Origin of the sequence: Jannaschia maritima, assembly GCF_030973515.1 — a bacterium.
Classification (GTDB): domain Bacteria; phylum Pseudomonadota; class Alphaproteobacteria; order Rhodobacterales; family Rhodobacteraceae; genus Jannaschia; species Jannaschia maritima.
Genome location: NZ_JARGZA010000022.1, coordinates 1 through 25,373, shown reverse-complemented (window position 1 = coordinate 25,373; position 25,373 = coordinate 1). Strand labels below are relative to the sequence as shown.

Genomic DNA, 25,373 nt, shown 5'->3' with positions numbered 1-25,373 from the left:
GCGCGGGCCCGGGCACCCCCGCTGGCGGCCGGCGCGGAACGCGTGCTAGCGCGCGGAGGTCGATTTCGTGCTACCGTGATTCCAGTCCGTTTGGACATCGTCATTCCGTCCCGGAGGTTCCGTCATGAACGCGCCCTTCTCCCAGTCCGCCAGGCGGGGTCGCCTGACCACGCCGCTGGGCGGCGACGCATTGGTCCTGCTGCGGATGGACGGGCGCGAAGCCCTGTGCGGCGGCTTCGCCTGGGAGGTGGAGGCGCTCGCCGCGACGGACGACGTGGATCTCGACGCCCTCCTGGGCGAGCATGCGACGGTCGCGGTCGACATGGCGGGCGGCACGCGGCACTTCGACGGCATCGTCGCGGAAGCGCGGCGCATCGGCCCGGGCGAGAACGGCTGGCGCTACGGCCTCGTGCTGCGGGACTGGCTGCACCTCGCCTCGCTCCGGCGCAACATGCGCATCTTCCACCGCATGACCGCGCCCGCGATCCTAACGGAGCTCCTGGCCGACTATGCCGACGGGGGCGACCCGCACCTGGAGGACCGGCTCGGCGACAGCTATCCGGAATGGGAATACACCGTCCAGTACGGCGAATCCGACGCCGCCTTCGCGCAGCGGATCATGGAGCGCGCAGGCATCACCTGGGCCTGGCGCCACGCGCCCGGATCGCACACGCTGGTCCTGGTCGACGACCCCCTGTCCCTGCCCGACGTGCCGGGGGGCACCCGCCCCTACAAGCCCTACGGCCGCCATCACATGGCCGACGAGGAGCACTTCCACGACTGGCAGGCCGGCGCGCGGGTCACCACGGGCGCGGTGCGCCTGACGGAATGGAACTTCCACAAGCCCCGCGCGGGCCAGCAGGTCGACCAGGCGGGCGACGCGGCCCATGCCCAGGGCCGCATCGAGAGCTTCGACTGGCCCGGCGACTATCTCGCGCCCGGGGGCGGGCCGGACCAGGCGCGCACGGCGGCCGCGAAGCTGCTGCAGGCCGAGCGCGGCGGGGCCGTGCGCCACCGCGCGTCGGGCGACGTGGCCGGCCTGGGCGCGGGCATCTGCGTGACGCCCACGGGCGACCGGGTCGCGGACGTGACGGGCCGGCGCTTCGTGTGCCTGTCCGCCACCCACCGCTACCGCGCGCAGGCCTACGGCACGGGCGACGCGGGCGGACGGGGCGAGGGCACGGACGCGGACCAGGCCTATATGGGCGAGTACGTGCTGATGCCCGACGACGCGCCCCTGCGCCCGCCCCGCCGCGTTCCCCGCCCGCGGGTCCACGGCCCCCAGACCGCCATCGTGGTGGGCGAGGGCGAGATCGACTGCGACGATCTGGGCCGCATCCTCGTGCGCTTCCATTGGGACCTGGACGCGAAGCATTCGATGCGCTGCCGCGTCGTGCAGGCCAACGCGTCGCGCCGCTATGGCGGCATGGCCATCCCGCGCATCGGCATGGAGGTCGTGGTCGAGCACCTGGAGGGCGACCCCGACCGTCCCATCGTCACCGGCTGCGTGTACCACGCCGACCACGACCGTCCTTATGCCCTGCCCGCCCACAAGACCAAGCGCGTCATCCGCGAGGACAGCCACCAGGGCGAGGGCTTCAACGAGATCTCGTTCGAGGCCCAGTCGGGGCGCGAGAACATGGCCTTCCACGCCCAGAAGGACCAGACCTTCCGCGTCCTGAACGACCAGTCGTCCAACATCGGGGCCAACCGGGTCGAGCAGGTCGGCGCCAACCATTCCACGCAGATCAACGCCAACCGGATGGAGCGGGTGGGCGCCAACAAGTCCACCTCCGTCGGCGGGGGCGGGCCGCTGGGCCTCCTGCAGGTGCTGATGCCGCTCGTGCAGGCGGGCGGCAAGTTCATGCAGAAGAACGCGTCGCGCGGCCAGACCGGCGAGGGCGTGGGCGGCTTCGCCACGGGCATCGCGGGCGTCGCGGCCATGCCGGGCGAGCTGGCGGCCATCGCCCAGAAGGGCATGTTCGCGGCCTCGGGCGGGCACCGCGACGCGGGCGGCGCGGCGCAGCTGGGCCAGGCCGGCATCATGTCGCGCCTCCTGGGCCTGGTGATGCCCGGCGGCGGCACCATGAGCACGGTGGTCGAGCGCTACCTGACCACCACCGTGGGCCAGGCCGCGACCGAGCAGGTGGGCCTGGCCAAGAACACGGTGGTCGGCAACGTCATGTCGACCTCCGTGGGCAAGCTGATGACCACGAAGGTCGGCGAGGACTACGAGCTTGAAACGAAGAAGAGCATCTTCAACCGCACGGTGACCCACACCCTGCATGCCAAGGAGAAGTTCGTGATCGCGGGCCCGGGCGGCAGCATCACCATCGACAAGTCCGGCGTGACGATCCGCACGAAGCACCTGAAGGTGAAGTCGCCCTCGGTGGACTTCACCTCCGGCTCGCCCTCCCAGCTCGACGCCCTGTCCTCGGACAAGGCCTTCGTGCAGGAGTGCAAGGGGAAGTAGGATGGCCGCGACCCGCATCAGGTATCCGATCCGCGGCGAATGGGGCGACGCGGTGCGTTCGGGTCGACGTGCCGGGAATGGCGTCGCCCCCGGTGGGACCGGCCCGACCGCGCGGGACGGGGCGGCACGGGCCGGGCACGGCAGTCACCGTGGTGCCGCCATCGCGCGCCGGGAGGCGATGCATGGCTGATCCGACCGACATCGTCCTGCCGGACACCCTTCTGCCCGACCCCCGGGCGGAGGCGATCGAGCTGGCGCTCGACGCGTTGGCCTTCGAGGCCGGGCCCCTGCCCGCCTCGCCCGGCGAGGGCGTGCCCGACCTCTACCTGCTGCTCGACGCCGCCGCCGACCCGGAGATCGCGACCATGCTGGACGCGTTCGACGACCCCGCGCGCTGCCTGTTCGACGGCCAGACCCTCGACGACCTGCGCGACGTGGGCCCCTGGCTCTGCCAGCCCCTGCGCCACGGCGCGGCCTGGGACTGGTTCGTGGAGGAAGGGTGGGGCCGGAACTGGGGCGTCCTGATCCGCTCGCGCCTGCCGATGGCGAAGGTCAAGACGCGGATGAAGGCGTTCCTGCGCGTCACCGACGAGGCGGGCGAGGCGTTCTTCTTCAAGTTCTTCCGCCCGCGCAACCTGCTCGACTACGTGCCGGGCTTCGAGGACGGCCAGCGCGCGGGGTTCTTCCGCGGCATCGACGCCTACGTGGCGGAGGATCCGGCCGATCCCGGCCGGGCCGTCGCCCTGTCGCTGGACGGGGACGGCCGCCTGCACCGCCAGGCGCACGACCTGATCGCCCTGGGCGAGCCGCGCCGCCTGCGCCCCGCCTCGCCCGACGACGCGGCCGCCCTCCTGCGCGCCGCCGGCGCCGACACGACGTAAGGAGAGATCGCCATGGCCAGCAAGCCCGTCTGCCACCTGGGACATCCCCATGCCTGCCCCGCCGTCGATCCCGGCCCCCGGCCCCATATCGGCGGCCCCGCCGTGTCCGCGGGCCAGTCCACCGTGCGGGTGAACGGCATCCCCGTTCTGGTCGACGGGGGCGGCTCGTGCCTGTGCACGGGCGTGCCCACCACCGCGGGCACGTCGAAGGGGTCCGGCAAGGTCCGCATCGACGGCAAGGGCGTCATGCGCCTGGGCGACGCCACGTCCCACGGCGGCAAGATGGTGATGGGCTTCCCGGGGATCCGGGTCTGCTGACGATCATGGCCACAGGCATGCAAGCCTTGTCCGCCTGGATCGTGCCGCTGCTGAAGCTCGCGGGCGCGCTGTTCGCGGTGCTGGTGGTCCTCGGCATCGTCGGGGAACGCACCCTGCCGCTGTTCGGCGGGGACGAGGCCTTGGCGGCCCGCACATACATGATCGTCTTCCCGCTGCTGGGCGGAGCCGCCTTCGCAGCGTTCCAACCCTGGGCGTGGACGCGTTTCGCCGCGGCCCTGCGCCACGCCATCGGACGCGGCGGCGCGCAGGGCCGGATCCCCGAATGGGTCGCCAGCCCTGCGTTCCGCGACTTCGGCGTGATGGTCGGTTTCGGTGCTGCGGCGTTCGCGGCGATGGGCACGATCGCGATGGCCCTCTTTGCGTGGAACGAAGGGGCCGTCTGACCATGCTGCGCATCACCCGAAAGCAGCAGCAGGCGCACCTGGCGAGGGACGACGCGTTCGCCGAATGGTACGTCGAGGACTTCATGCAGTTCAACCTGCCACGCTTCTACCACGCCCTGTCGGCGCAGGGGAAACGCGAGATGACGATCAACGGCCGTCACTGGGCGCGCCTCCATGGGTTCGAGGACGCGGAGGCGCAGGGCCATTTCATCACGCTGATGTGGGAGGTGGGCGCCGACTTCTTCCGTCACGAAGGGTTCCGCCAGATCGCCGAGCGGGACGGCGACGACATGGCGCGGATCGACGCCTTCTATGAGATCGACCCCGACACGGCAGCCACGGCCATCCAGAACGCCGACGATCGCTATTGGTACCCGGTCGAGAACGGCCTGACGAAGGGGGATGCGACATGAGCGGTGCATTGCGCGATGCCGGCGTCGACCACGGCGCGCTGCGGGCGGATCACGACCGGTTGCAGAACATGGGCCGCGAGTACGCGGACCTCGCCGTCGAAGGCGGGCTCGCCGCGGCCGGCGCCCTCCCGCCGCCGTTCGGAACCGTGGCCGATGCGGCCTCTCTCGGCCGATCGCTTTGGCGCGGTGACTGGGGCGGCGCGCTGATGGACGCGGTCGGGTTCATTCCAATCGTCGGCGATGGGGCCAAAGCGGGACGGCTGGCGAACCGCCTCAACGACCTCCGCCGCTCCCTCGATACGCTGAATACGGGCGTGGCACGCGGACTGAACCGGACCCGCGACGCTGCGCGGGCGCACTGGAACCGGATACGGCGCCAGAACAGCCAAGCGTATCGCGACGCGCTCGCGCGGTGCAATAACACGCAGGCCTGCAAGGACGCAGCGGCCCTGGAGAAGGGACCACAGTATCGCAATACGCCCACCAGCAACACGGGGACGTGGGACCCGCCCGAAGGCCGCGGTGACGGGGTGTTCACGCCGAACAACGGTGGTCCCCCTATAACCTATCGGAACGGGTTCCCTGACTACAGCGGTCACGTCCATGCCCAGAACGTCGGGGGTGTCCGGGTGCCCTCGGCGGTCGACATCCCCATGACGGGTCGGAATCGGACCGATTTCGCCCTGGCGGATGAGGCGATGCGTAGTCGCGTCCCCGGATGGGAACGCCCCGACGGCCACACGTGGCATCACCACGAAGACGGCGTTACGATGCAATTGGTGCCCCGAAACATCCATGCGACGGGCGACGGCGCCGCCACGCCGCACATGGGCGGCGCATCGCTCTACCGAGGTTCCCAGCAGGAGGCATTCTGATCATGACGGATATCCTGATCTATCGGCGAAAGGACGGCTCGAACGCCGACGAGGGCGAACGCCGCGCCTCGGTCGAACGCATCGAAGCGACCGTAGGCGCCGCGCTCCCCCCCGATTACCGGGGGTTCCTCATATCATATGGCGGGGGCTTTCCCTGGCCCCAGGACATCGCGCTAGACGACCCCGCCGTGGAGGATCTGATCGGGGACGACATCATCGCGATCTTCGAGTTCTATGAACCGCGCATCGTCGAGAGCTACTCGAGCGGCGAATACTATGGGGATGCCACCCCCCAGGGCTTCGTGTTCGTTGCGGATGGAAACGGCGTCGACGTGGTGATGAGCCTGCATGATGCGGATCGCGGTGCTCTTCGTGTTTGGGCGCGATCGGCGATCCCGTGGGGAACGCCTCCGGACGAGGCATCGGGCGAGCGCGGCAACCGCCCCGAGGACATGGCGCCGCTCGCACCCGATTTCCGCTCGCTCCTCGACGCGATGGAGGAGCTTCCGGGAAGCGAAGTGGGTCGCCGAAATTGGGAGGCGGGTCAGAACCGCGCCGACGCGCGCGTGATCACGCTCTGACGCTACAGAGCCGTGATCCCCCAGGCGGTCGCCGCCACGTTCCCCGAGAACTGGCCCCATACGCTGCGTGCCCTAGCCGTTCCGACGAGGTCGCGCGCGCTGTCGAACGACGACGCATGGGCCCTCGGCGCCTATTCCGACTGGTTCCGTGATGCGACCGGGGCGGTCCCGAGGCCGTTCGGCGAGGATCTTCTGGACTGGATCGACGCGACGATGGCCGGGATGCCCGAAGGTGTCAGCCCGCGCATCGGGATGTGCAGTTGGAAGGATGCCAGCCCCTCGCACCTGCCGTCCTTCGGCCGCCGGGGCGTGCTTCACACGATGACGTCCGACAGCCCGCGCATCGGACGCGCCGTGGCGGCCCATCTCGCGGGCGGACCGCCCGTCCACCTGCACCTCCGCGCTTGGCGGCGGTTCGGCGACGAGGGTGAGTTCCGCGCCTTCGTGTCCGACGGGCGCGTGGTCGGCGTGTCCCAATACCATCATCGACGGACATTCCCGGCCCTGCTCGATCGACGCGACGACCTGCTCGGGTCGCTGCGCCGGTCGCTGCGCCGGATCGTGCCGATGCTCCACGTCGAATCCTGCGCCGTCGATCTGCATCTCGGCGACGACGGCGAGGCCACGCTGATCGAGATCAACCCGTTCGACCGGGCGACCGACGCCTGCCTGTTCTCCTGGTCCCGCCCGAACGACTTCGACCGTTCGCTGCGCCTGCGGGACGGCGACGGGGTTGTGCGGATCCTGCCGTGACGTCGGGCCCCCCGCGACCCGATCCGTCCGACGCGGGGCAGACGGAACGCAGACGCGGAGCAGACACCCACCCCGCGGCCGCCGACCCGCCCCGGGGACCCGCGGCGCGGCACGGGATCGGACCGCGCAGGCCCATCGGACCCCTATGATCGTTGGACGATCCCGGGGTCTTGCACCGGAACCCCGCTCCCGGTCAGACTGTGGCGTGACGCCCCCGTCCGGACGACCGCGACGGACCGCGTTCGCCGCAGCGCGGCGAAGCCCGGCGGCCTCAGGTCCAGGGCCCCGCCGCCCGGCGCCGTCCCGCGGCGGGGACGCGGGACGGACGGGTGGACGGGGCGCCCTCGCCTTCCAAGGCCAGCAGCGCGGCGATGCGCTTCTCGGTGGGGGGATGGGTGCGGAACAGGCCGTCGACCGCATGGGCGTGCAGCGGGTTGACGATGAACATGTGCGCCGTGGCGGGGTTGCGCTCCGCCCGGTGGTTGTCGATGCGCGCCGCCGCGCCCGCGATCTTCCCCAGGGCGGAGGCCAGCCAGCGGGGGTCGCCGCAGATGGCCGCCCCGTCGCGGTCGGCCTCGTACTCCCGCGTGCGGCTGATGGCGGTCTGCACCAGCACCGCGCCCAGCGGCGCCAGGATCATCATGGCCAGCACCCCGACGATCCCCATGGGCGAATCGCGCCGCCCCCCGAACAGCATACCGAAGTTCGCCAGCATGCTGATCGCGCCGGCGAAGGTCGCGGTGACGGTCATCACCAGCGTGTCCCGGTTCTGGATATGGGCCAGCTCGTGCGCGATCACGCCCGCCACCTCCTCCGCGGACAGGCGCTGCAGCAGGCCCGCGGTGACAGCGACGGCGGCGTTGCCAGGGTCCCGGCCCGTGGCGAAGGCGTTGGGCTGCGGCGTGTCGATCAGGTACAGCGCCGGCATCGGCAGGCCCGCATTGGCGGCCAGCTTCGCCGTCATCTCGTGCAGGCCCTGTGCGTCCCCCGGCCCGATGGGCCGCGCGCCGTGCATCCGCAACACCGCCCTGTCGCTGTTCCACCACGTGTACAGGTTCATCGCCGCCGCCACGGCCAGGGCGATCCACATGCCCCCCATCCCGGCCAGCAGCCAACCGACGCCCATGAACAGGGCCGTCATCGCGGCCATCAACAGGGCGGTGCGCGCGAAGGCGGCCATGGCGTGATCCTTCCCGGATGGGCTGGGGTCCGGAAACGCAACGCCCCGGCCGGGCGCCGGGTTGCAGCCCTCAGCTCGCCGCGTCGCGCGCGGCGTCGGGCAGACCGTGCCACCAGGCGGCATAGTCTGTGTTCCACGGCGCGTGCCGCGTCACGTCCGGCGCGCCGTCGTCCCACCAGACGGGCCCGCGCTCCCCCAGGCGGACCTTCGCGTCCTGCACGCGGGCGCGCGCGGCGCGCGTGGCCTGCGGCCCGTCGGCGTCCCGCACCGCGCGGCGGGCGGCCATCAGGTCCCGCACGGCGGCCTCGCGCGCGTCCTCCGGCAGGGCGGGATCGGTGCGGCGCCACATCCGTCCCTTCGCGACGAAGTAGCGGCCGTCTGGCGTGACCGGATAGCGCATGGCCCTGGAACGCCCCCGTGCGCCGCCCGTTCCCGGGACGGGGAACGACACCCGCCCCGCCGCCGTTGTCCGTGGCCCCATGAAGGAGATGTTCCATGGCCACCCCCGCCGTTTCGGCGCTCCACAGCGTCAACTCCGCCATCAACGACGTGCTGTCGGGCTACGAGACCCTGAAGGACCGTGCCCAGTCCGAGATCCTGGGCATCGCCCGCGACCTGGACGCCCTGCACCGCCAGCACGCCGCCGCCATCCAGGCCCGCCTGGCGGCCCATGGCGAGGCGACCGACGACGGCTCCGTCCGCGGAACCGTCAACAAGGCCGCGACCACGCTGCGCGACTGGGTCGGCTCGCTCGACGCGGACGCGTTGTCCTTCGTGCGCATGGGCGAGGAGATGCTGCTGGGCGTCTACGATTCCGCCCTGAAGAACTGGGACGCGGCCGACGGGCCGGAGGACCGCGCCCTCGTGGCCGAGCAGCACGCCGAACTCGATGCCCGCGTGAAGGCTCTGCCCAAGTCGTGACGGGACGCCGCCCGCCGGGACGTCCGGTCCCGGCGGGCGGTCAGCGCACCGCGCCGGCCATCGCGATCAGCTCGCGGTCCCGCCCGGGCGGTCCGATCAGCTGCACGCCGATGTGCCGCCCCGCCGCATCCGTGCCGGCGGGCATCGCCAGGACCGGACAGACCGACATCGAACCCGGAACCACCACCTCCATCCAGCGGTGATAGCTGTCCATCGCCCGCCCCGCCACGGCGCGGGGCCAGGGGATGTCCGCGTCGAAGGCGAAGACCTGCGCCGTGGGCAGCGCCAGGACGTCGTACCGCTCGAACAGCGTCAGCAGCGCGCGATGCCAGTCGCTGCGCACCTCGAACGCGCGGTGGATGTCCGACGCCCGCAGGCCCAGGCCGCGCTCCACCTCCCACACCGCATCGGGCTTCAGCAGGGCACGCGCGGCCGGGTCGGCATGCGCCGCCGCCAGACCGCCCGCCACGCTCCAGGACCGCAGGTCGATCCAGGCCCGCCACAGCCGCGCGGGGTCGAAGGCGGGCAGGACCGGTTCGACATCCCATCCGGTGGCGGCCAGCGCGCGGGCGCAGACGTCCAGCACCCCGTCCTCCATTCCCAGATATCCGTTCCAGTCCCCGATCCATCCGATCACGGGGCGGCCCCCGATGGCGCGGCCGGGCGCGGCCAGTCCCAGCGGCAGGCGGGGATCCGGCCCGGCCAGCGCGTCCAGCAGCAGCGTCAGGTCGCCCGCGTTCCGCGCCATCGGCCCTTCGGTGGACATCTGGTGGCCGAACACCTCCGCCCGCGGGCCGGACGGCACCAGGCCGAAGGACGGGCGCAGACCCCACACGCCGCACCACCCCGCCGGATTGCGCAAGGATCCCATCAGGTCGCTGCCATCCGCCACCCACAGCATCCCCGCCGCCAGCGCCGCCGCCGCGCCCCCGGACGACCCCCCCGGCGTCAGGCGCGGGTCGCGCGGGTTGCGCGTGGTCCCGAAGACCGGGTTGTGGGTCTGCGACCCCAGCCCCCATTCCGGCACGTTGGTCTTGCCGATCACGATCCCGCCCGCCGCGCGCATCCGCGCCACGCCGATCCCGTCCGCCCCCGGCACGTGGTCCGCGTGGAGTGGCGAGCCATAGGTCGTGCGCAGCCCGGCGGTGTCGGCCAGGTCCTTGGGCGCCAGCGGCATCCCGTGCAACGCGCCCCGCCAGCGGCCCGCGTCGAGGTCCGCGTCCCGCGCCGCGGCCTCCGCCATCAGGTCGGCGCGGGGCCGCAGCGACACGATCGCGTTCAGGTCCGGGTTGCGCGCGTCGATCCGGTCGAGCGCGGCCTCCATCACCGCCACGCAGGACAGGGTGCGGTCGCGAACGGCGCGGGACAGGGCGGCGGCGGTCATGGCGGTGGGGTCCATGCCCCACCATACCCCGCCCCTGGCCTTCCGCCCAGCCGCGCGGCATCGTCGTTCCGGAACCAAGGGGGGCAGACGGCGATGCGCACCTACCATTCGGAGGATCACCGCCTCCACTTCCCGCAGGCCGAACTGGCGGGGGGACAGCTCGTCACCCCGTTCGAACGCCCGTCCCGCGTGGAATACGTCCTGCGCCGCCTGCGCGAACGCGGCTTCGAGGCACCCGCGGATCCCGGCCCCTGCGACCTGGACGCCGTGGCGCGGGTCCACGCGCCCGACTACCTGGACTTCCTGGAACGGGCCTGGGACGACTGGGTCGCGGACGGCAACGCGGGCGAGATCATCGCCACGAACGTCCCCGCCCCCGGCATGTCCGCCGCCCGCCGCCCCGAAGGGATCGAGGGCCAGGTCGGCTGGTACGCCCACGCCTCCGAAACGGCGATGACCGCCGGCACCTGGGCCGCGGCGAAGGCGTCCGCCGCCTGCGCGCAGGCCGCCACCCGCGACGTGATGGAAGGCGCGCGCCATGCCTTCGCGCTCTGCCGTCCGCCGGGGCACCACGCGACGCGGGCGCAGTTCGGCGGCTATTGCTTCCTGAACAACGCGGCGGTCGCGGCACGGATGCTGCGCGACGGCGGCGCGGGGCGGGTCGCCGTGCTCGACGTCGACTTCCACCACGGCAACGGCACCCAGGGGATCTTCTGGGAGGACGGGACCGTCCACCTCGTGTCGATCCACGGCGACCCGCTGCACGCCTATCCCCACTACATCGGCTATGCCGACGAGACGGGGGCCGGCGACGGCGCGGGCGCGACGACGAACCTGCCCCTGCCGCCCGGCACGCCCTATCGCGACTGGGCGGACGCGCTGGACCGGGGGATCGGGGCGATCCGCGACCGGGGGGCCGAAGCCCTCGTCGTGTCCCTGGGCACCGACGCCTACAGGGACGACCCGATCAGCTTCTTCAAGCTCGACAGCGACGACTTCCGGGACATGGGCGCGCGCGTGGCCGCGCTGGATCTGCCCGCCGTCGTCTGCTTCGAGGGCGGTTACGCGATCGAGGCGGTGGGCGTGAACGCGGTCAACTTCCTCGAGGGTCTGGCGGGGCGTTGAACACGGGCGCGGTCATCCCCGGGCTCGACCCGGGGACCTCCATCGGCGAAGCGCCGCGTGGCGGGAGGTCCTCGGGTCGAGCCCGAGGATGACGCCGGGCCCTACCGCAGCAGCTCGGTCCAGATCGCCGAGTACATCTCGTTGGTCTCGCCGGGGCAGGCCAGCGTGAAGACGCCCGCGTCCTGCAGATCCTCGGGGACCACGATCTCGGGCGCGGTGCGCATGTCCTCGGGCATGAACGCCTCCGACCCCTCGATCCCGTTGGCGTAGCGCGCGAAGCCCGAGATCATGGCCGCGTTCTCGGGAGCCATGATGAAGTTCAGGAACGCCTTCGCTTCGTCCACGTTCTGCGCGTCCGCCAGGATCGCGGCGTTGTCCATCCACACGACGTATCCTTCGCGCGGATAGCCATAGACCACGTCGGGGTTGGTGTTGCGCGCGCGGAAGGTGGACCCGTTCCAGTTGACCGATGCCGACACGTCCCCGTTGCCCAGCTTCTCGGTCATGCCGTAATCCATCGACATCCACTTGGGCTTGGCCGCGACCAGGACGTCGCGCGCGGCGCGCAGCTCCTCGCGGTCGGCACTGCACGGCGTCCCGCCCACGTAGAGGAGCGCCAGGTTGATGACGTCCTGCATCTCGGGCACGACGTTCACCTTGCCCACGAGTTCCTCCGGCGGGTCCAGCCAGATGGCCGACGTGTTCGGGTCCCCGTCGTAGACCGACGTGTTCACCGCCACGCCCGTCGTGCCCCATTGCCACGGCACCGACCATTCCCGGCCCGGATCCCAGTCGACGGTCCGCCAGCGCTCCGCGATGTTGCCGTAGTTCTCCATCTCCGGGATGCCCGGCTTCTGCAGCAACCCCTTCTCGATCCACACGGGCAGGACGGAATGGGTGGGCACCACGATGTCGAAGCCGTGGCCGCCCGCCTCGATCTTGGCCAGCGCCGTGTCGTTGCTGTCGTAGTCGGTGATCGTCACGTCGATGCCGGTCTCGGCCTCGAACTTCTCGATCATCTCGGGGCTGGTATAGTTGCCCCAGTTGTAGATGTTCAGCTGCCCTTGGGCCAGCGCGCCCGTGGCGCACAGCGCCAGGGCGGAGGTGAGGGTCGTCAATCGCATGGTCGTCTCTCCGAGGTTGGTCAGGTCGGTTTGCGCGTTCGGGTCATCGCGAAGAAGGCCGTCAGCAGCGCCATCGTCAGCACCAGGAGCGCGGTGGAGATGGCGTTGACCTCCGGCGTCACGGCGCGGCGCAGCTGCCCCAGCATATAGGTCGGCAGCGTGTCCTGCCCGGCCGACTTCACGAACTCGGTGATGATGACGTCGTCCAGGCTGATCACGAAGGCCAGCATCGCGCCCGCGGCGATCCCCGGCACCAGCAAGGGCAGCGTCACGCGCCGGAACGCTTGCCAGGGCGTGGCGTAGAGGTCGGCGGCGGCCCCTTCCAGCGTGGTGTCCATGCCTTCCAGCCGCGCGCGGATCGGAAGATAGGCGAAGGGCACGCAGAAGGCCGAATGCGCCAGGATCAGCCAGCCCAGGCCGGTATAGCCCGTAAGGACCTTCAACGACGCGAACACGATCAGCAGCGCCACGGCGGTCACGATCTCGGGCACCATCAGGGGCTGGTTCACCATGGCATAGATCGCCCGGTCGCCCCGGAACCGGCCCCGCCGCGTGGTGCCCAGGGCGGCCATCGTGGCCACGGTGGTGGCGATCGCGCTGGCGCAGAACGCGATCCACAGCGAACGGATTGCCGCGCCCTGCACCGCCTCGTTCCCCGCCGCGACCGCGTACCATTCCAGGCTGAATCCCCCCCACACGGCCACGGAATCGCTGGCGTTGAAGCTGTAGACCACCATCGTCACGATGGGCGCCCACAGGGCCAGCACGGCGACGACGGCCACGAACGCGAAGCCCGGCAGGGCGGTGGGGTCGAACCGCCTCATCGGCCGTCGTTCCGTTCGGTCAGCCGCGTCAGCGTCAGCAGCGCGGTCAGGACGATCACCAGGAGGATCAGCGACAGGGCCGCCCCCAGGGGCCAGTTGCGCCCCTGCCCGAACTGCAGCTCGATGAAGTTGCCGATCATCATGTTCTTGCCGCCCCCCAGGATCCGCGGCGTGACATAGGCCCCGAGGCTGGGCACGAAGACCAGGATCGACCCCGCCACGATGCCGGGACGGATCACCGGCAGCACCACCCGGCGCAACGCCTGCAGCCGCGAGGCATAGAGGTCGTGCGCCGCTTCCAGCAACGTCATGTCGAACCGTTCCACGGCGGCATAGAGCGGCAGGACCATCAGCGGCAGGTAGACGTAGACCATGCCGATCAGCACGGCCGTGTCGGTATAGAGGATCTGAATCGGCGTCTCGATCACCCCCAGGGCGATCAGCGCGCTGTTCATCAGGCCGCCGTTGCGGATGACCTCCATGATGGCGAAGGTGCGGATCAGCAGGTTGGTCCAGAAGGGGATCGTGATCGCGAACAGCCACCACGTCCGCTGCGCCGCCGGGCGGGTCGCGATGAACCACGCGGTCGGCAGGCCCACCGCGAAGGCCAGGGCCGTCGTCAGGACCGACAGCTTCACCGACCGCCAGAAGATCGCCAGATGCGCGTCGGCGAAGCTGACCGTGTCGTCGAAGATGTCGCGCTGGAACAGGACCTGGAACCAGGCGTCGAAGGACAGCTCCCATTCCACGCCGGAATAGGACCCCTTCGCCAGGAACGCATAGATCACGATCACGATCAGCGGCCCCGTCGCGCCCACCGCCAGCAGGACCAGGGCGGGGGCGGACAGCCACCAGCCCGCGCGCGCCTGCGCGGGCGTGGCGCGCCCCTGGGGGGCCGCCGCGGCGGGGACCCCGCCCGCCATCAGTCGGCCAGCACCCGCAGGTCGCCCGGATCGAAGGCCAGGCCGTGCGCCGAGCCGGGCGCGCCCGGCTCCGCGTCGGCCGGCAGGCGGGCCGCCACCTCCGTGCCGTCGGGCAGGACCAGATGCGCGGTCAGGTCGGTGCCGTGATACACCGCCTGCGCCAGCGTGGCGCCCAGCGCGCCGTCCGTGCCGGACGCCACCAGCCGCACCCGTTCGGGACGGATGGCGACCTGCACCGGGCCGTCGGGGGCGGCGACCGGGACGCGCCCGCCGGGCAGGTCGGCGATTCCGTCCCGCACGGAACCCGCCAGCACGTTCGATTCCCCGATGAAGCCCGCGACGAAGCGCGTGGCAGGCTCGTCGTAGACCGCGCGCGGGGTGCCGACCTGCAGGATGCGCCCGGCTTCCATCACCGCGATGCGGTCGGACATGGTCAGCGCCTCCTCCTGGTCGTGCGTGACGAACACGAAGGTGATGCCCGTCTCGCCCTGCAGGCGCTTCAGCTCGCGCTGCATCTGGCGGCGCAGCTTCAGGTCCAGCGCCGACAGCGGCTCGTCGAGCAGCAGGACCTGCGGGTCGGGCGCCAGCGCGCGGGCCAGCGCCACGCGTTGCTGCTGGCCGCCCGACAATTGCGCGGGCTTGCGCTGCGCGAAGTCCGACAGCGCCACCAGGTCCAGCATCGCGGCCGTGCGCGCGTCGACGTCGCCCCGCCCCAGCATCCGCAGCCCGAAGGCCACGTTGTCGAAGACCGACAGGTGCGGGAACAAGGCATAGGACTGGAACACCGTGTTGACGGGCCGTCGATGCGGCGGGTCGGCGGTGACGTCCTGCCCCGCGATGTGGATGGACCCCTCCGTCGGCCCCTCGAACCCCGCGATCAGGCGCAGGAGCGTGGTCTTCCCGCAGCCCGACGGACCCAGCAAGGTGAAGAACTCCCCCGCCGCGATGGCCAGGTCCACGCCCTGCAGCGCGACGAAGCCGCCGAACGCCTTGCGCGCGCCGCGTGCCTCCACCGCCGGTGATCCATCCCCCGTCATGGACGAAGGCTGCGCCGCGGTCCCGCGCTTGGCAAGGGTCGCCACGTGGCGGCGCCCCCACATGCCCGCGAAAGCGGCGTCACGAGATCGGTGGCCTGCGATCCGCCCAGGGTTGCGCCGCCTCCAGCTCCGCGCACAGCCCGATCAGGGTGTCGTCCCGGCCGAAGGGGGCGGCCAGGTGGACCCCGATGGGCAGCCCGTCCGCGTTCCAGTGCAAGGGCACCGACGCGGCCGGTTGGCCGGACGCGTTGAAGGCCGCGCAGAAGGGCGAGTAGTCGAACACCATCCCCGGTCCGGTCCGGTATTGGACGAAGTCGTCCGTGTCGTGAGCGAAGCGACCGATCCGGGCGGGCGGCTCGGCCAGGGTGGCCGACAGCAGGATGTCGAACCCGTCCATCGCGCGGGCCATGGCGCGGCCATAGGCGTGGATCGCCTCCACCGCCTCCAGATAGGCGGGGCCGTCGATGGTCGCGGCATGCGCGATGGCGCCGCGCGCGACCCCTTCCACGTCGTTTGGCGATAAGTCGCGGCCCCGGCGGGCCACCACCTGCCGGATCCACAGCGCCGTGCCGCAGGCGACGATGGCGGTCCAGGCCCGCATCATGCCCGCGTGGTCGGCGTCCGGGCGGTCTGGTTCGACGTGGTGGCCCAGCCCTTCCAGCACCGCGCCCGCCCCCCGCACCGCGTCCGCGCAATCGGGATGGATCGCTGTGCCGTCGAACCGGGTGTCGCACAGCCCGATCCGCAACCGTCCGGGGGGCCGTGCGATGGCCCGTGAATACGTATCCGCCATCGGCGGGGCGGCATAGGGCGCCCCGGGATCGCCGCCGGCGCAGGCGTCCATCATCGTCGCGGCATCCCGCACCGACCGGGTCAGGAACCCGTCGATCGCCATGCCCGCCCAGCCCTCGCCCGCCGCAGGGCCGTCGGGCAGGCGCGCGCGCGTGGCCTTCAGCCCGAACAGGCCGCAGCACGACGCCGGGATCCGCACCGACCCGCCCCCGTCGGAGCCGTGCGCCATCGGCACGATCCCCGCCGCCACAGCCGCCCCCGCCCCGCCCGACGATCCGCCGGGGGTGCGGTCGGGATCCCAGGGGTTGCGGGTGGGGGCGCCATAGACCGCAGCCTCCGTCGCGGGGCCGACGCCGCCTTCCGGCGCGGTGGTCCGACCGAAGCAGACCACGCCCGTGGCGCGGATGCGGCGCCACAGCTCCGAATCGTAGGCGTGGACGTGGTTCGCGGTCAGGCGGGACCCGCCGTTCGACGGGAAGTCCACCGCTTCCGCGCCCAGATCCTTCAACAGGAACGGCACGCCCCGGAACGGGCCGTCGGGCAGGCCCGCCTCGACCGCGGTCCGCGCCGCGACCGGTTGCAACAGCGTCAGCGCGCGGATCCGCGGGTCAAGCCGTTCCGCCCGCGCCAGCGCGTCGTCCAGCAAATCCGACGCCCGCGCCTCCCCCGATGCGACCATGCCGGCCAGCACGGTCGCGTCGGGGGTCCAGGGGGTCACGCCGCCTCCACCTCGCGGATGGCGTCGCGCAGGACGTCCACGATCTCGTCGGCCTGGTCCTTCGTGATGATCAGGGGCGGCGACAGGATGATGCGCGTGCCGGTGGGGCGCACCACGACGCCGCGCTTCAGGCAGGCGTCGAACACCTTCTTGGACATGCCCATCGCGGGGGCCTTCGTCGCCTTGTCGGCCACCAGGTCCACGCCCATCATCAGGTGCGACCCCCGCACGTCGCCGACCGACCGCAGGTTCAGCAGGGACCGCCCCGCCTCCTGCAGGTGCGGGCCGACGTCGCGCGCGTTCCCCGGCAGATCCTCCTCCTCCATGATGCGGATGTTCTCCAGCGCCGCGGCGCACGACACCGGATGCCCCCAATAGGTCAGCCCCATGGAGAAGACCGCGCCCTCGGCCTGCGGCCGCGCGATCACGTCGTGGACCGCCTTCGACACGATCGTGGCGCCAAGGGGCACGTAGCCGGACGTGATGCCCTTCGCGCAGACGACGATGTCGGGGACCATGCCGAACACATCCTCGGACGCGAACCACGCCCCCAGCCGCCCGAACCCGGTCACGACCTCGTCGGCGATGTAGAGCATGCCGTATCGCTGGCAGACCTCCCACATGCGGCGGTGATAGCCGTCGGGCGCGACCAGGACGCCGCCCGCGCCCATGATGGGTTCCGCGATGAAGGCGGCGACGGTGTCGGGGCCCAGTTGCTGGATGCGCGCCTCGAACTCCGCGACCAGGTGGTCGCAGTACTGCGCGTCCGACCAGCCCTCCGGCTTGGCGTAGAGGTTCGCCTCCGACACGTGGTGGATGAAGTCCCGGCCGACCTGGTCGAAGCCGATCTTGGTGCCGTGGATCCCCGTCAGCCCGGCCGCGACGTAGGTGCCGCCGTGATAGGCGTTCACGCGGCTGATGATCTTCTTCTTGCGGGGCATCCCCAGCATGTCGAAGTGGAAGTGGACCAGCCGGATCGCCGCGTCGTTCGCCGTGGACCCCCCGCAGGAATAATAGACGTGGTCCAGGTCGCCCGGCGTCAGCGACGCCAGGGTGGCGCCCAGCTCGGCCGCGGGGACGTTCCCGCTGTGGCCGAAGGGGTTGTAGTACTCCATCCGCATGACCTGATCGGCCATGGCGCGGGCCATGCTCTCGCGTCCGTGTCCGATGTTCACGCACCACAGCCCCGCGATGCCGTCGAGCAGGCGGCGCCCGTGATGGTCGGTGACGTACATCCCCTCCGCCCGCTCGATGATCTGGCTGCCTTCCTCGCCGAAGGTGGCGAAGTCGGCATAGGGGTGGATCAGGTGCGCGCGGTCCTTGGCCCAGGCGCTGTCGCGGTCGGTGGCGTTCATCTCGTCCCCTCCGTGGCGTGCGGGCCGCCCGACGCGGCCAGCAACTCGCGTGAATACGTGGTCTCGGGCGTGCCGTCGCGCAGGCGGGCGACGTCCATCACCTCCAGGACGCGGCCCGCGCGCATCACGGCCAGCCTGTCGCACATGTGCCCGACCACGGGCAGGTCGTGGCTGACCAGCAGATAGGTCAGGCCCCGGTCGCGGCGCAGGTCGGTCAGCAGGTTCAGGATCTCCGCCTGCACGGACACGTCCAGCGCGCTCGTCGGCTCGTCCAGCAGCAGGATGTCCGGCTCCCCCGCCAGCGCGCGCGCGATCGCGACCCGTTGGCGCTGCCCCCCCGACAGCTGATGGGGATAGCGGAACCGGAACCGCCCCCCCAGGCCCACGTCGTCCAGGAGCTTGGGCACGCGGCGGTCCACGTCGCTCAGCCCGTGCAGGTGCAGCGTTTCCGACAGGACGGCGTCGACCGAGTGGCGGGGATGCAAGCTGCTATAGGGGTCCTGGAACACCATCTGCACGCGCTTGAAGAACGCTCGTGTCCGCCGGGTGCCGCGCAGGTTCAGCCCCTCGACCGCGATGCGGCCCGACCAGTCGGGCGCCAGGCCGGTGATCGCGCGCAGGATGGTGGACTTGCCCGACCCGCTCTCGCCCACCAGGCCGAAGGATTCCCCCTGCCCCACCGCCAGCGACACGCCGCGCACGGCGTCCACGCGGTCGCGACCCGTACCGAACCACACGTCCAGGCCTTCGATGGCGATGGCCGTCACGACCCCACCGACGGGGCGTCGGCCCAGGTCTCGTCCCGGCGCAGGACGGCCAGCCTGTCGGTCGGGCGGTCCAGCCGCGGCAGGGCGTCCAAAAGCCCTCGGGTATAGGGATGCCTGGCCTCGTGCAGTCTGGACGCCTCGCAGGTCTCGACCACGCGGCCGGCATACATGATGAGGATGCGGTCGCAGAACTCGGCCACCAGGTTCAGGTCGTGGCTGATGAAGATCAGCCCCATGCCCCGGTCGCGCACCAGGTCGTCCATGATGGTCAGGACCTGGCGCTGCACCGACACGTCGAGCGCCGACGTGGGCTCGTCGGCGATCAGGATCCGCGGGTCGGGGATCAGCATCATCGCGATCATGATGCGCTGGCCCATGCCGCCCGACACCTCGTGCGGATAGGCGCGCATCACGCGGTCCGGGTCCGCGATACTGACGGCCTCCAGCATCTCGACCGCGGCCCGGTGCGCCGCCGCCCGTCCCCCCCGGCGGTGCAGGCGATACGCCTCGATCAACTGGTCGCCCACGCGCATCACGGGGTTCAGGCTGAACTTCGGATCCTGCATCACCATGGAGATCCGCTGGCCCCGGACCTTGCGCATGTCGCGCTCCGACAGCGATTGCAGGTCCGTCCCTTCCAGCGCGATGCGCGCGGCCTCCACCTGCCCCGGCGGCCGGATCAGCCGCAGGATGGCCCGGCCCGTCATCGACTTGCCCGACCCCGACTCGCCCACGATCCCCAGCCGTTCGCGCCCCAGGGTGAACGACACCCCGCGCACCGCCTCGAACACGCCCTGGCGGGTCGGAAAGCGGACGTGGAGGTCCCGGACGTCCAACAGCGGTTCGCTCATCCGCCGGCACATATGTTGAATAGACGGGTTTCGTCCAGCGTCTTTCCGTTTGCGAGAATCCAGTCCCCGTCGTAATGATCTACGACAGCATCACGAATCTCGAGAAGTGACGTTACCATCGGGCAAAACATTTCTTGCGATAGTTCGCTGTGACAAATATCGTTATCATGGCAAAATGCAGCGCCGTGCAATACGCGATCAGCTTTTTCAATGACTTGCATGTGTGCATTCATCTCTTCCAGATCGAGCCCGACGAACCCGACAGACAAACCTAGGTAAGTAAGGTCGTCTAACTCGTCCCCTTCGATAAGACTGATGTAATGAGCATACGTTGCCTCTTTTTGCACGCGTTCGATCGAACGATTCGATATGCGAAGCTCGTAGATTGCAAATGCAACCCCGATGACGACTGCAACCGCCTGGATCCAATCGGTGACGGACGACCCCTTCACCCCCCCTCCCCCGACTTCGGGTCCAGCACGTCGCGCAACCCGTCGCCCAGCAGGTTGAACGCCAGGCTCACGGTGAAGATCGCCAGGCCCGGCACGGTGGCCACGTACCAGTGGTCCAGGATGAAGCGGCGGCCTTCGGCGATCATGGCCCCCCATTCGGGGCTGGGGGGCTGCGCGCCCAGGCCCAGGAAGCCCAGGCCCGCCGCGGCCAGGATGATGCCCGCCATGTCCAGCGTCACCCGCACGATCAGCGACGAGATGCACAGGGGCCAGATGTGCTTCGTGATGATGCGGATCGGCCCCGCCCCCTGCAGGCGCACGGCGGAGATGTAGTCCGACGACCGGATGGTCAGCGTCTCCGCCCGGGCGATCCGGGCATAGGGCGGCCAGGCGGTCAGGGATATGGCGATCACCGCGTTCTCGATGCCCGCGCCCAGGGCGGCCACGAAGGCCAGGGCCAGGACCAGGCGGGGGAAGGCCAGGAAGATGTCCGTGATCCGCATCAGGATCGTGTCCACCCAGCCGCCCGCATAGCCCGCGACCGTGCCCACCAGCAGCCCCGCGAGCGGCGCGATCAGCGCGACCAGCGCCACGATGTAGAGCGTGATGCGCGAGCCGTGGATCAGGCGGGACAGGATGTCCCGGCCCAGGCTGTCGGTCCCCAGCGGGTGCCCCGGCGTGCCGGGGGGCTGCAACCGGTTGCCCAGGTCCTGCACGAACGGGTCGTAGGGGGCCAGCCAGGGCGCCAGCGCGGCCACGGCCAGCAGCCCCAGCAGGATGCCCAGCCCGATCATCGCCAGGGTGTTGGACCGGAAGTTCAGCCAGCCCTGCCACGCGGCCGCCGCCCGCGCCTGTCCGCGCGACGCGGGCGCATCGCTCAGCAGCCAGTCGCGCCAGCCCCCGCGGCCGCGCCCGTGCTCCGGCAGGGCGGTCATTTCGCCCTCGGGTCGAACACGCGGTAAAGGAGGTCCGAGAAGATGTTGAGGCAGATGAACACCAGCCCGATCACCACCGTGCCCCCCAGCACCGCGTTCATGTCCGCCGCCAGCAGCGCGGTGGTGATGTAGGAGCCGATCCCGGGCCACGCGAAGATGATCTCCGTCAGCACGGACCCTTCGAGCAGGTTGGCATAGGACAGCGCGATCACGGTGATCAGCTGCACGCGGATGTTGCGGAAGGCGTGGCCCCAGACCACGGCCCATTCCGACAGGCCCTTCACGCGCGCCGTGGTCACGTATTCCGCCGACAGTTGCTCCAACATGAAGCTGCGCGTCATGCGGCTGATATACGCCATGGAGAAGTAGCCCAGCAGCGACGCGGGCAGGACGATGTGGCTGAACGCGTTGCCCAGGATCTCCCACTCGCCCGCCAGGGCGCTGTCGACCAGGATCATGCCGGTCCGGTCGGGCACGATCCCCTGATAGAAGATGCCCAGCCGGCCCGGTCCCCCGACCCAGCCCAGGATGCCGTAGAAGACCAGCAGGCCCATCATGCCCAGCCAGAAGATCGGCATGGAATAGCCCACCAGCCCCACGACGCGGGCCAGGTGGTCGATCCACGTCCCCTGCTTGACCGCGGACGCCACGCCGAGCGGGATCCCGAAGACGACGCCCACGATGACGCCCAGCGTCGCCAGCTCCAGCGTGGCGGGGAAGACGCGGGCGATGTCCTCCAGCACCGGGCGGGCGTTCAGGGTGGAGACCCCGAAATCCCCGCGCACCACGTCCCAGATGTAGTACGCGAACTGAACGATCAGCGGCTGGTCCAGCCCCAGCTGGCGATAGACCTGGTCATAGGTCGATTGGCTGGCCCGTTCGCCCACGATGGCCAGCACGGGGTCGATGGGCATGACCCGCCCGATGAAGAACGTCACGAACAGCAGGCCCAGCATCGTCACCGCGATGGAGGTCAGCGTGCCCACCGTCGTCGTGAACCACGGCGCGATGGGGCCGCGGCGGGCACGGGGCGGCGTGTCGGGGGCGGTGGTCATGGGGTGGTTACGCGCGGCGCGCCCCGGGCTAGACCCGGGGCCCCGACGATCTTGATGGAACGGTCGCGCACCGCGCATGACGGCCCCGGCGCGAGGCCGGGGCACGGCAAGGAGCGGCCGTTCCGCGGCGCGGAGCGAGGCCCCGGATCAAGTCCGGGGTGCAGGCTCTTCCCGCCGACGGAACGGCCGCTCCGACCGGTCACTTCTCGATCACCCAATAGCTGATCGCCGTGGTGGCCCCACCCAGCGACAGGTTCTCGACGTTGTCGCGGATCGCGTTCTGCTCGATCTGCTGGAACATGATCGCGAAGGGCGACGTCTCGCGGAACTCGGCCTGGATCTCGCGGTACATCTCGGCGCGCGCATCGGTGTCGTTCTCGATCACCGCTGCGTCGACCTTCTCGGTCAGCCCGCCGGTGTCCCAGCTGTTGCGCCAGGCCAGCAGACCGGTCGCCTGCGCCTCGTCGGAATTGTCGGGGTTGTAGGCGAAGGTGCCCGCGTTGGTCTGCGGATCGGGATAGTCGGGGCCCCATTCGCCCAGATACATGTCCAGCTCCCGCGCGCGGTAGCGCCCCAGGGTCTGCGCCGCGGTCGCCACGGTGATGTTCAGGGTGATCCCCGCCTGCGCGAAGGTGTTCTGCAGGGTCTGGGCGATCTCGATGCGCTCCTGCGCCTCGCGGACGCCGACCTCTATCTCCAGGTCCTCGACCCCCGCCTCGGCCAGCAGTTCCTGCGCGCGCGCGACGTCGAGCGTGAACGGGTTCTCGTCCACGGCGCCCAGGAAGGTCTGGGGCAGGAAGTTCTGGTGGATGACGTACTGCCCCGACAGGAAGCTGTCCTGCATGCCCTCGTAGTCGACCAGGTACTTCAGGGCCTGGCGCACCTCCGGCTTGGACAGCTCGGGATGCTGCTGGTTCAGCGCGAAGTACATCAGCCGGCCGCGCAGCTCGTCGTGGATCTCGATGCCGTCGACGTCGCGGATGCCGGCCACGTCCTCGGGGTTCAGGTTGCGGGCGATGTCGATGTCGCCGCGCTCCAGCAGCAGGCGCTGCGACGCGCTCTCGGCGACGTGGCGCACGATCACCCGGTCCATCGCGGGCGCGCCGAGATAGTAGTCCGGGTTCGCCTGGAGGATCAGCGACTCGTTGGGCGTCCACGACACCAGGCTATAGGCGCCGGAACCGGCCGAGTTGGTCTTCAGCCAGTTGTTCCCCAGGTCGTCGCCCTGGGCGTTGGCCATCACCGTCTCCATGTCGACGATGCCGCCCACGGTCGACGCCAGGCAGTTCAGAACGAACGACGTGGCATAGGGCGCGTCGGTCACGATGGTGACGGTGTTCCCGTCCGACGTGATGGTCTCCTCGACGTTCTCGGGGGTGAAGCCGAACTGCGTCAGGATGAAGGACGGCGTCAGGTTCAGCTGCACCACGCGGCGGAGCGAGAAGACGACGTCCTCCGCCCGCACGGGGTTGCCCGAATGGAACGTGAGGCCGTCGCGGATGGTGAAGGTGATCGTGGTGCCGTCCTCCGACACCTCCCACGATTCGGCGACCTCGGGGATATAGCCCGCGTCCAGGTCGGCCGGGTCGAAGTTGACCAGCTTCTGATAGATGTTGCGCCCCGCATCGACGCCCGCGAACTCGAAGTTCTCCGCCGGGTCGAGCGAGGTGACGTCGTCGATCCGGTTGGCGATCACCAGCATGTCGTCGGGCGTTTCCGCCAGGGCCGGCAGGGCCGTCCCCGCCAGAAGCGCCGCGGCCAGGCCCGCGCCCGTCAGCATCGTCTTGATGGAAGTCATCGGTAGTCCCCCTTCTAGGTTCCGTCGGGCCGCGCGGTCAGCGGCCCCAGATCTCGTCCAGCACGCGCAGCCAGTTGCCGTGGCACAGCTTCGCCACCAGCCCCTCGCCATAGCCGTGCTCGCGCATCGCGCGGCGCAGGGCCGGCAGGTCCGCCACCGTGGCGACCGCCTCGGGGACGACCGCCCCGTCGTAGTCCGAGCCCAGGCCGACGCGATCCTCGCCCACCCGTTCGATCAGGTGGTCCAGATGGCGCAGGACGTCGTCGAGCGTCGTGTCCGCGTCCTTGCGGCCGTCGGCGCGCAGGAACGAGGTTGCGAAGTTCAGGCCCACCATCCCGTCCGTGTCCCGGATCATCGCCAGCTGCCCGTCCGTGAGGTTGCGCGAATGGGCGCACAGGGCATGGGCGTTGGAATGGGTCGCAACCAGGGGTTGCCGGGACAGGCGGGCCACATCCTCGAACCCTGCGGCGTTCAGGTGGCTGACGTCCAGCATTATCCGCAACTCGTCGCAGCGCGCGACCAGACGTGCCCCGTGATCGGTCAGCCCCGCCCCGATATCGGGCGATGACGGAAAGCGGAACGGCACGCCGTGGCCGAAGATCGTGCTGCGCGACCAGACCGGTCCCAGCGAACGCAGCCCCGCGGCATGGAGCACGTCGAGCGCGTGGAGGTCGGGGTCGATCGCCTCCGCCCCTTCCAGGTGCATGATCGCGGCCATGACGCCCGCGTCCCAGGCGGCGCGGATGTCCGCGGTGCTCCGGCAGATGCGGCACCCCCCACGGCGTTCCAGATCCAGCAGGATCGCGGCCTGCCCCAGCGCCACGGGCAGGGCCTGGGCCTGCGGGATCGGGTCGGGCAGCGGGATGTCGTAATCGGGCCGGGCGAACGCTTCCATCAGGGAATCGAGGTCGCGGTCCGGGTCGGGGACGTAGATCGCGAAGAAGCCGCCCCCGAAGCCGCCCGCCCGCGCCTTGGGCCCGTCGAGCGCCCCGTCGCGCCCCATAAGCGCGCCGTCGACCGCCGCCAGCCCCCCCGCGCGCCACAGCTTCGACAGCAGGTCGTTGTGGCCGTCGAAGACGATGGGTGCGGTGTCGGATGGCATCGCCGGTCACGCTAGACGCAAGGCGGGCCCGACCGACAGGGGCGCGCACCCCTCAAAGCTGCACGGGCGGGTTCGCGGCGGTGGGGGCGACCGGGGGCCGAATCGCAGAACCGTCCGACGCGGGGCAGACACGGGGCAGACGCATCGCAGACACGCGCCGCGCGCCGCCCCGGATGCCACGACCCCGCCCCACGGACCGCCGCGAACCGGCCTGGCCCCCTGTTCCCGTTGGAAGTGACCGCCCCCTTGCCGGACGCCCCGCTCCAGCACACAATGACCCCCTCGACGGCGCCCAAAGCGCCCGAGGCGGGAGGATCTTTCGCCGCAGCGCA

26 protein-coding genes are annotated in these 25,373 nt (G+C 70.8%); 10 read left to right on the top strand and 16 right to left on the bottom strand.

Features of this window, described 5'->3' with window-relative positions; genetic code table 11:
• The first annotated feature begins 124 nt into the window (after positions 1 to 124).
• The 8 genes from P0084_RS16570 (at position 125) to P0084_RS16535 (ending at position 6,698) form a co-directional block, all read left to right on the top strand.
• Complete coding sequence (locus tag P0084_RS16570; RefSeq protein WP_308917993.1) at positions 125 to 2,473, top strand: type VI secretion system Vgr family protein; 2,349 nt, start codon at positions 125 to 127, stop codon at positions 2,471 to 2,473.
• A gap of 182 nt (positions 2,474 to 2,655) precedes the next feature.
• Positions 2,656 to 3,354, top strand: a complete 699-nt coding sequence (locus tag P0084_RS16565; RefSeq protein ID WP_308917992.1) for a DUF4123 domain-containing protein — start codon at positions 2,656 to 2,658, stop codon at positions 3,352 to 3,354.
• A gap of 12 nt (positions 3,355 to 3,366) precedes the next feature.
• Complete coding sequence (locus tag P0084_RS16560) at positions 3,367 to 3,672, top strand: PAAR domain-containing protein (protein ID WP_308917991.1); 306 nt, start codon at positions 3,367 to 3,369, stop codon at positions 3,670 to 3,672.
• 17 nt (positions 3,673 to 3,689) lie between these two features.
• Entirely contained in the window at positions 3,690 to 4,076 is a 387-nt protein-coding gene (locus P0084_RS16555; RefSeq protein WP_308917990.1) for a hypothetical protein, read from the top strand.
• Between the two features lie 2 nt (positions 4,077 to 4,078).
• Complete coding sequence (locus tag P0084_RS16550) at positions 4,079 to 4,489, top strand: hypothetical protein (protein ID WP_308917989.1); 411 nt, start codon at positions 4,079 to 4,081, stop codon at positions 4,487 to 4,489.
• 8 nt (positions 4,490 to 4,497) lie between these two features.
• Positions 4,498 to 5,364, top strand: coding sequence for an HNH endonuclease (locus tag P0084_RS16545; protein WP_308917988.1), 867 nt, complete (start codon positions 4,498 to 4,500; stop codon positions 5,362 to 5,364).
• Between the two features lie 2 nt (positions 5,365 to 5,366).
• The gene (locus P0084_RS16540; RefSeq protein ID WP_374213697.1) at positions 5,367 to 5,945 is read left to right on the top strand and encodes an SMI1/KNR4 family protein; all 579 of its coding nucleotides are present in this window, start codon (positions 5,367 to 5,369) and stop codon (positions 5,943 to 5,945) included.
• 12 nt (positions 5,946 to 5,957) lie between these two features.
• A complete protein-coding gene (locus P0084_RS16535; protein WP_308917986.1) occupies positions 5,958 to 6,698 on the top strand; it encodes an ATP-grasp domain-containing protein in 741 nt (246 codons plus the stop codon).
• A gap of 271 nt (positions 6,699 to 6,969) precedes the next feature.
• Here the strand turns inward: P0084_RS16535 and htpX are convergent, their stop codons facing one another.
• Both htpX and P0084_RS16525 read right to left on the bottom strand, forming a co-directional pair.
• Positions 6,970 to 7,878 (bottom strand): zinc metalloprotease HtpX, encoded by a 909-nt coding sequence (gene htpX / locus P0084_RS16530; protein ID WP_308917985.1) that lies wholly within the window; start codon positions 7,876 to 7,878, stop codon positions 6,970 to 6,972.
• 70 nt (positions 7,879 to 7,948) lie between these two features.
• Positions 7,949 to 8,278 carry a hypothetical protein gene (locus P0084_RS16525; RefSeq protein ID WP_308917984.1) on the bottom strand — a complete coding sequence of 110 codons (330 nt, stop codon included), beginning with the start codon at positions 8,276 to 8,278 and terminating at the stop codon, positions 7,949 to 7,951.
• Positions 8,279 to 8,373: 95 nt separating this feature from the next.
• Here P0084_RS16525 and P0084_RS16520 point away from each other — a divergent pair, with 95 nt between their 5' ends.
• On the top strand, positions 8,374 to 8,799 hold the full coding sequence (locus P0084_RS16520) for a DUF2383 domain-containing protein (RefSeq protein WP_308917983.1): 426 nt from the start codon (positions 8,374 to 8,376) through the stop codon (positions 8,797 to 8,799).
• Between the two features lie 40 nt (positions 8,800 to 8,839).
• Here P0084_RS16520 and P0084_RS16515 read toward each other — a convergent pair whose 3' ends face one another.
• Positions 8,840 to 10,183, bottom strand: a complete 1,344-nt coding sequence (locus P0084_RS16515) for an amidase (RefSeq protein WP_308917982.1) — start codon at positions 10,181 to 10,183, stop codon at positions 8,840 to 8,842.
• A 93-nt stretch (positions 10,184 to 10,276) separates the two neighbouring features.
• Between P0084_RS16515 and P0084_RS16510 the strand changes: the two genes are divergently transcribed.
• On the top strand, positions 10,277 to 11,308 hold the full coding sequence (locus tag P0084_RS16510) for a histone deacetylase family protein (RefSeq protein WP_308917981.1): 1,032 nt from the start codon (positions 10,277 to 10,279) through the stop codon (positions 11,306 to 11,308).
• Between the two features lie 101 nt (positions 11,309 to 11,409).
• Here P0084_RS16510 and P0084_RS16505 read toward each other — a convergent pair whose 3' ends face one another.
• From P0084_RS16505 to P0084_RS16440, 13 genes are all read right to left on the bottom strand, one after another.
• On the bottom strand, positions 11,410 to 12,432 hold the full coding sequence (locus tag P0084_RS16505; protein ID WP_308917980.1) for an extracellular solute-binding protein: 1,023 nt from the start codon (positions 12,430 to 12,432) through the stop codon (positions 11,410 to 11,412).
• A gap of 20 nt (positions 12,433 to 12,452) precedes the next feature.
• Positions 12,453 to 13,256, bottom strand: coding sequence for an ABC transporter permease (locus P0084_RS16500; protein ID WP_308917979.1), 804 nt, complete (start codon positions 13,254 to 13,256; stop codon positions 12,453 to 12,455).
• Entirely contained in the window at positions 13,253 to 14,179 is a 927-nt protein-coding gene (locus P0084_RS16495; RefSeq protein WP_308917978.1) for an ABC transporter permease, read from the bottom strand. Before P0084_RS16495 ends, P0084_RS16500 begins: the two co-directional genes overlap by 4 nt.
• Positions 14,179 to 15,216 carry an ABC transporter ATP-binding protein gene (locus tag P0084_RS18555; RefSeq protein WP_374213693.1) on the bottom strand — a complete coding sequence of 346 codons (1,038 nt, stop codon included), beginning with the start codon at positions 15,214 to 15,216 and terminating at the stop codon, positions 14,179 to 14,181. Before P0084_RS18555 ends, P0084_RS16495 begins: the two co-directional genes overlap by 1 nt.
• A gap of 79 nt (positions 15,217 to 15,295) precedes the next feature.
• Positions 15,296 to 16,726, bottom strand: a complete 1,431-nt coding sequence (locus P0084_RS16480; RefSeq protein WP_308917977.1) for an amidase — start codon at positions 16,724 to 16,726, stop codon at positions 15,296 to 15,298.
• On the bottom strand, positions 16,723 to 18,081 hold the full coding sequence (locus tag P0084_RS16475; protein WP_308917976.1) for an aminotransferase: 1,359 nt from the start codon (positions 18,079 to 18,081) through the stop codon (positions 16,723 to 16,725). The genes P0084_RS16480 and P0084_RS16475 overlap by 4 nt, the downstream gene beginning before the upstream one ends.
• On the bottom strand, positions 18,078 to 18,848 hold the full coding sequence (locus P0084_RS16470; RefSeq protein WP_308917975.1) for an ABC transporter ATP-binding protein: 771 nt from the start codon (positions 18,846 to 18,848) through the stop codon (positions 18,078 to 18,080). The genes P0084_RS16475 and P0084_RS16470 overlap by 4 nt, the downstream gene beginning before the upstream one ends.
• A complete protein-coding gene (locus P0084_RS16465; RefSeq protein WP_308917974.1) occupies positions 18,845 to 19,699 on the bottom strand; it encodes an ABC transporter ATP-binding protein in 855 nt (284 codons plus the stop codon). Before P0084_RS16465 ends, P0084_RS16470 begins: the two co-directional genes overlap by 4 nt.
• Positions 19,696 to 20,151 carry a hypothetical protein gene (locus P0084_RS16460; RefSeq protein ID WP_308917973.1) on the bottom strand — a complete coding sequence of 152 codons (456 nt, stop codon included), beginning with the start codon at positions 20,149 to 20,151 and terminating at the stop codon, positions 19,696 to 19,698. The genes P0084_RS16465 and P0084_RS16460 overlap by 4 nt, the downstream gene beginning before the upstream one ends.
• A complete protein-coding gene (locus P0084_RS16455) occupies positions 20,148 to 21,086 on the bottom strand; it encodes an ABC transporter permease (RefSeq protein WP_308917972.1) in 939 nt (312 codons plus the stop codon). The genes P0084_RS16460 and P0084_RS16455 overlap by 4 nt, the downstream gene beginning before the upstream one ends.
• A complete protein-coding gene (locus tag P0084_RS16450) occupies positions 21,083 to 22,141 on the bottom strand; it encodes an ABC transporter permease (RefSeq protein ID WP_374213692.1) in 1,059 nt (352 codons plus the stop codon). The genes P0084_RS16455 and P0084_RS16450 overlap by 4 nt, the downstream gene beginning before the upstream one ends.
• Before the next feature lie 199 nt (positions 22,142 to 22,340).
• Positions 22,341 to 23,939 (bottom strand): ABC transporter substrate-binding protein, encoded by a 1,599-nt coding sequence (locus P0084_RS16445; RefSeq protein ID WP_308917971.1) that lies wholly within the window; start codon positions 23,937 to 23,939, stop codon positions 22,341 to 22,343.
• Between the two features lie 37 nt (positions 23,940 to 23,976).
• A complete protein-coding gene (locus P0084_RS16440; RefSeq protein WP_308917970.1) occupies positions 23,977 to 25,041 on the bottom strand; it encodes a dipeptidase in 1,065 nt (354 codons plus the stop codon).
• Positions 25,042 to 25,373 lie beyond the last annotated feature (332 nt).

Coding starts and splice junctions, on each gene's coding strand:
- P0084_RS16505 (WP_308917980.1), bottom strand. CDS start 12,432: ATGCGATTGACGACCCTCACCTCCGCCCTGGCGCTGTGCGCCACGGGC.
- P0084_RS16465 (WP_308917974.1), bottom strand. CDS start 19,699: ATGAGCGAACCGCTGTTGGACGTCCGGGACCTCCACGTCCGCTTTCCG.
- P0084_RS16555 (WP_308917990.1), top strand. CDS start 3,690: ATGCAAGCCTTGTCCGCCTGGATCGTGCCGCTGCTGAAGCTCGCGGGC.
- P0084_RS16540 (WP_374213697.1), top strand. CDS start 5,367: ATGACGGATATCCTGATCTATCGGCGAAAGGACGGCTCGAACGCCGAC.
- P0084_RS16510 (WP_308917981.1), top strand. CDS start 10,277: ATGCGCACCTACCATTCGGAGGATCACCGCCTCCACTTCCCGCAGGCC.
- P0084_RS16515 (WP_308917982.1), bottom strand. CDS start 10,183: ATGACCGCCGCCGCCCTGTCCCGCGCCGTTCGCGACCGCACCCTGTCC.
- P0084_RS16570 (WP_308917993.1), top strand. CDS start 125: ATGAACGCGCCCTTCTCCCAGTCCGCCAGGCGGGGTCGCCTGACCACG.
- P0084_RS18555 (WP_374213693.1), bottom strand. CDS start 15,216: ATGACGGGGGATGGATCACCGGCGGTGGAGGCACGCGGCGCGCGCAAG.
- htpX (WP_308917985.1), bottom strand. CDS start 7,878: ATGGCCGCCTTCGCGCGCACCGCCCTGTTGATGGCCGCGATGACGGCC.
- P0084_RS16560 (WP_308917991.1), top strand. CDS start 3,367: ATGGCCAGCAAGCCCGTCTGCCACCTGGGACATCCCCATGCCTGCCCC.
- P0084_RS16440 (WP_308917970.1), bottom strand. CDS start 25,041: ATGCCATCCGACACCGCACCCATCGTCTTCGACGGCCACAACGACCTG.
- P0084_RS16525 (WP_308917984.1), bottom strand. CDS start 8,278: ATGCGCTATCCGGTCACGCCAGACGGCCGCTACTTCGTCGCGAAGGGA.
- P0084_RS16500 (WP_308917979.1), bottom strand. CDS start 13,256: ATGAGGCGGTTCGACCCCACCGCCCTGCCGGGCTTCGCGTTCGTGGCC.
- P0084_RS16450 (WP_374213692.1), bottom strand. CDS start 22,141: ATGACCACCGCCCCCGACACGCCGCCCCGTGCCCGCCGCGGCCCCATC.
- P0084_RS16445 (WP_308917971.1), bottom strand. CDS start 23,939: ATGACTTCCATCAAGACGATGCTGACGGGCGCGGGCCTGGCCGCGGCG.
- P0084_RS16495 (WP_308917978.1), bottom strand. CDS start 14,179: ATGGCGGGCGGGGTCCCCGCCGCGGCGGCCCCCCAGGGGCGCGCCACG.
- P0084_RS16550 (WP_308917989.1), top strand. CDS start 4,079: ATGCTGCGCATCACCCGAAAGCAGCAGCAGGCGCACCTGGCGAGGGAC.
- P0084_RS16565 (WP_308917992.1), top strand. CDS start 2,656: ATGGCTGATCCGACCGACATCGTCCTGCCGGACACCCTTCTGCCCGAC.
- P0084_RS16520 (WP_308917983.1), top strand. CDS start 8,374: ATGGCCACCCCCGCCGTTTCGGCGCTCCACAGCGTCAACTCCGCCATC.
- P0084_RS16475 (WP_308917976.1), bottom strand. CDS start 18,081: ATGAACGCCACCGACCGCGACAGCGCCTGGGCCAAGGACCGCGCGCAC.
- P0084_RS16455 (WP_308917972.1), bottom strand. CDS start 21,086: ATGACCGCCCTGCCGGAGCACGGGCGCGGCCGCGGGGGCTGGCGCGAC.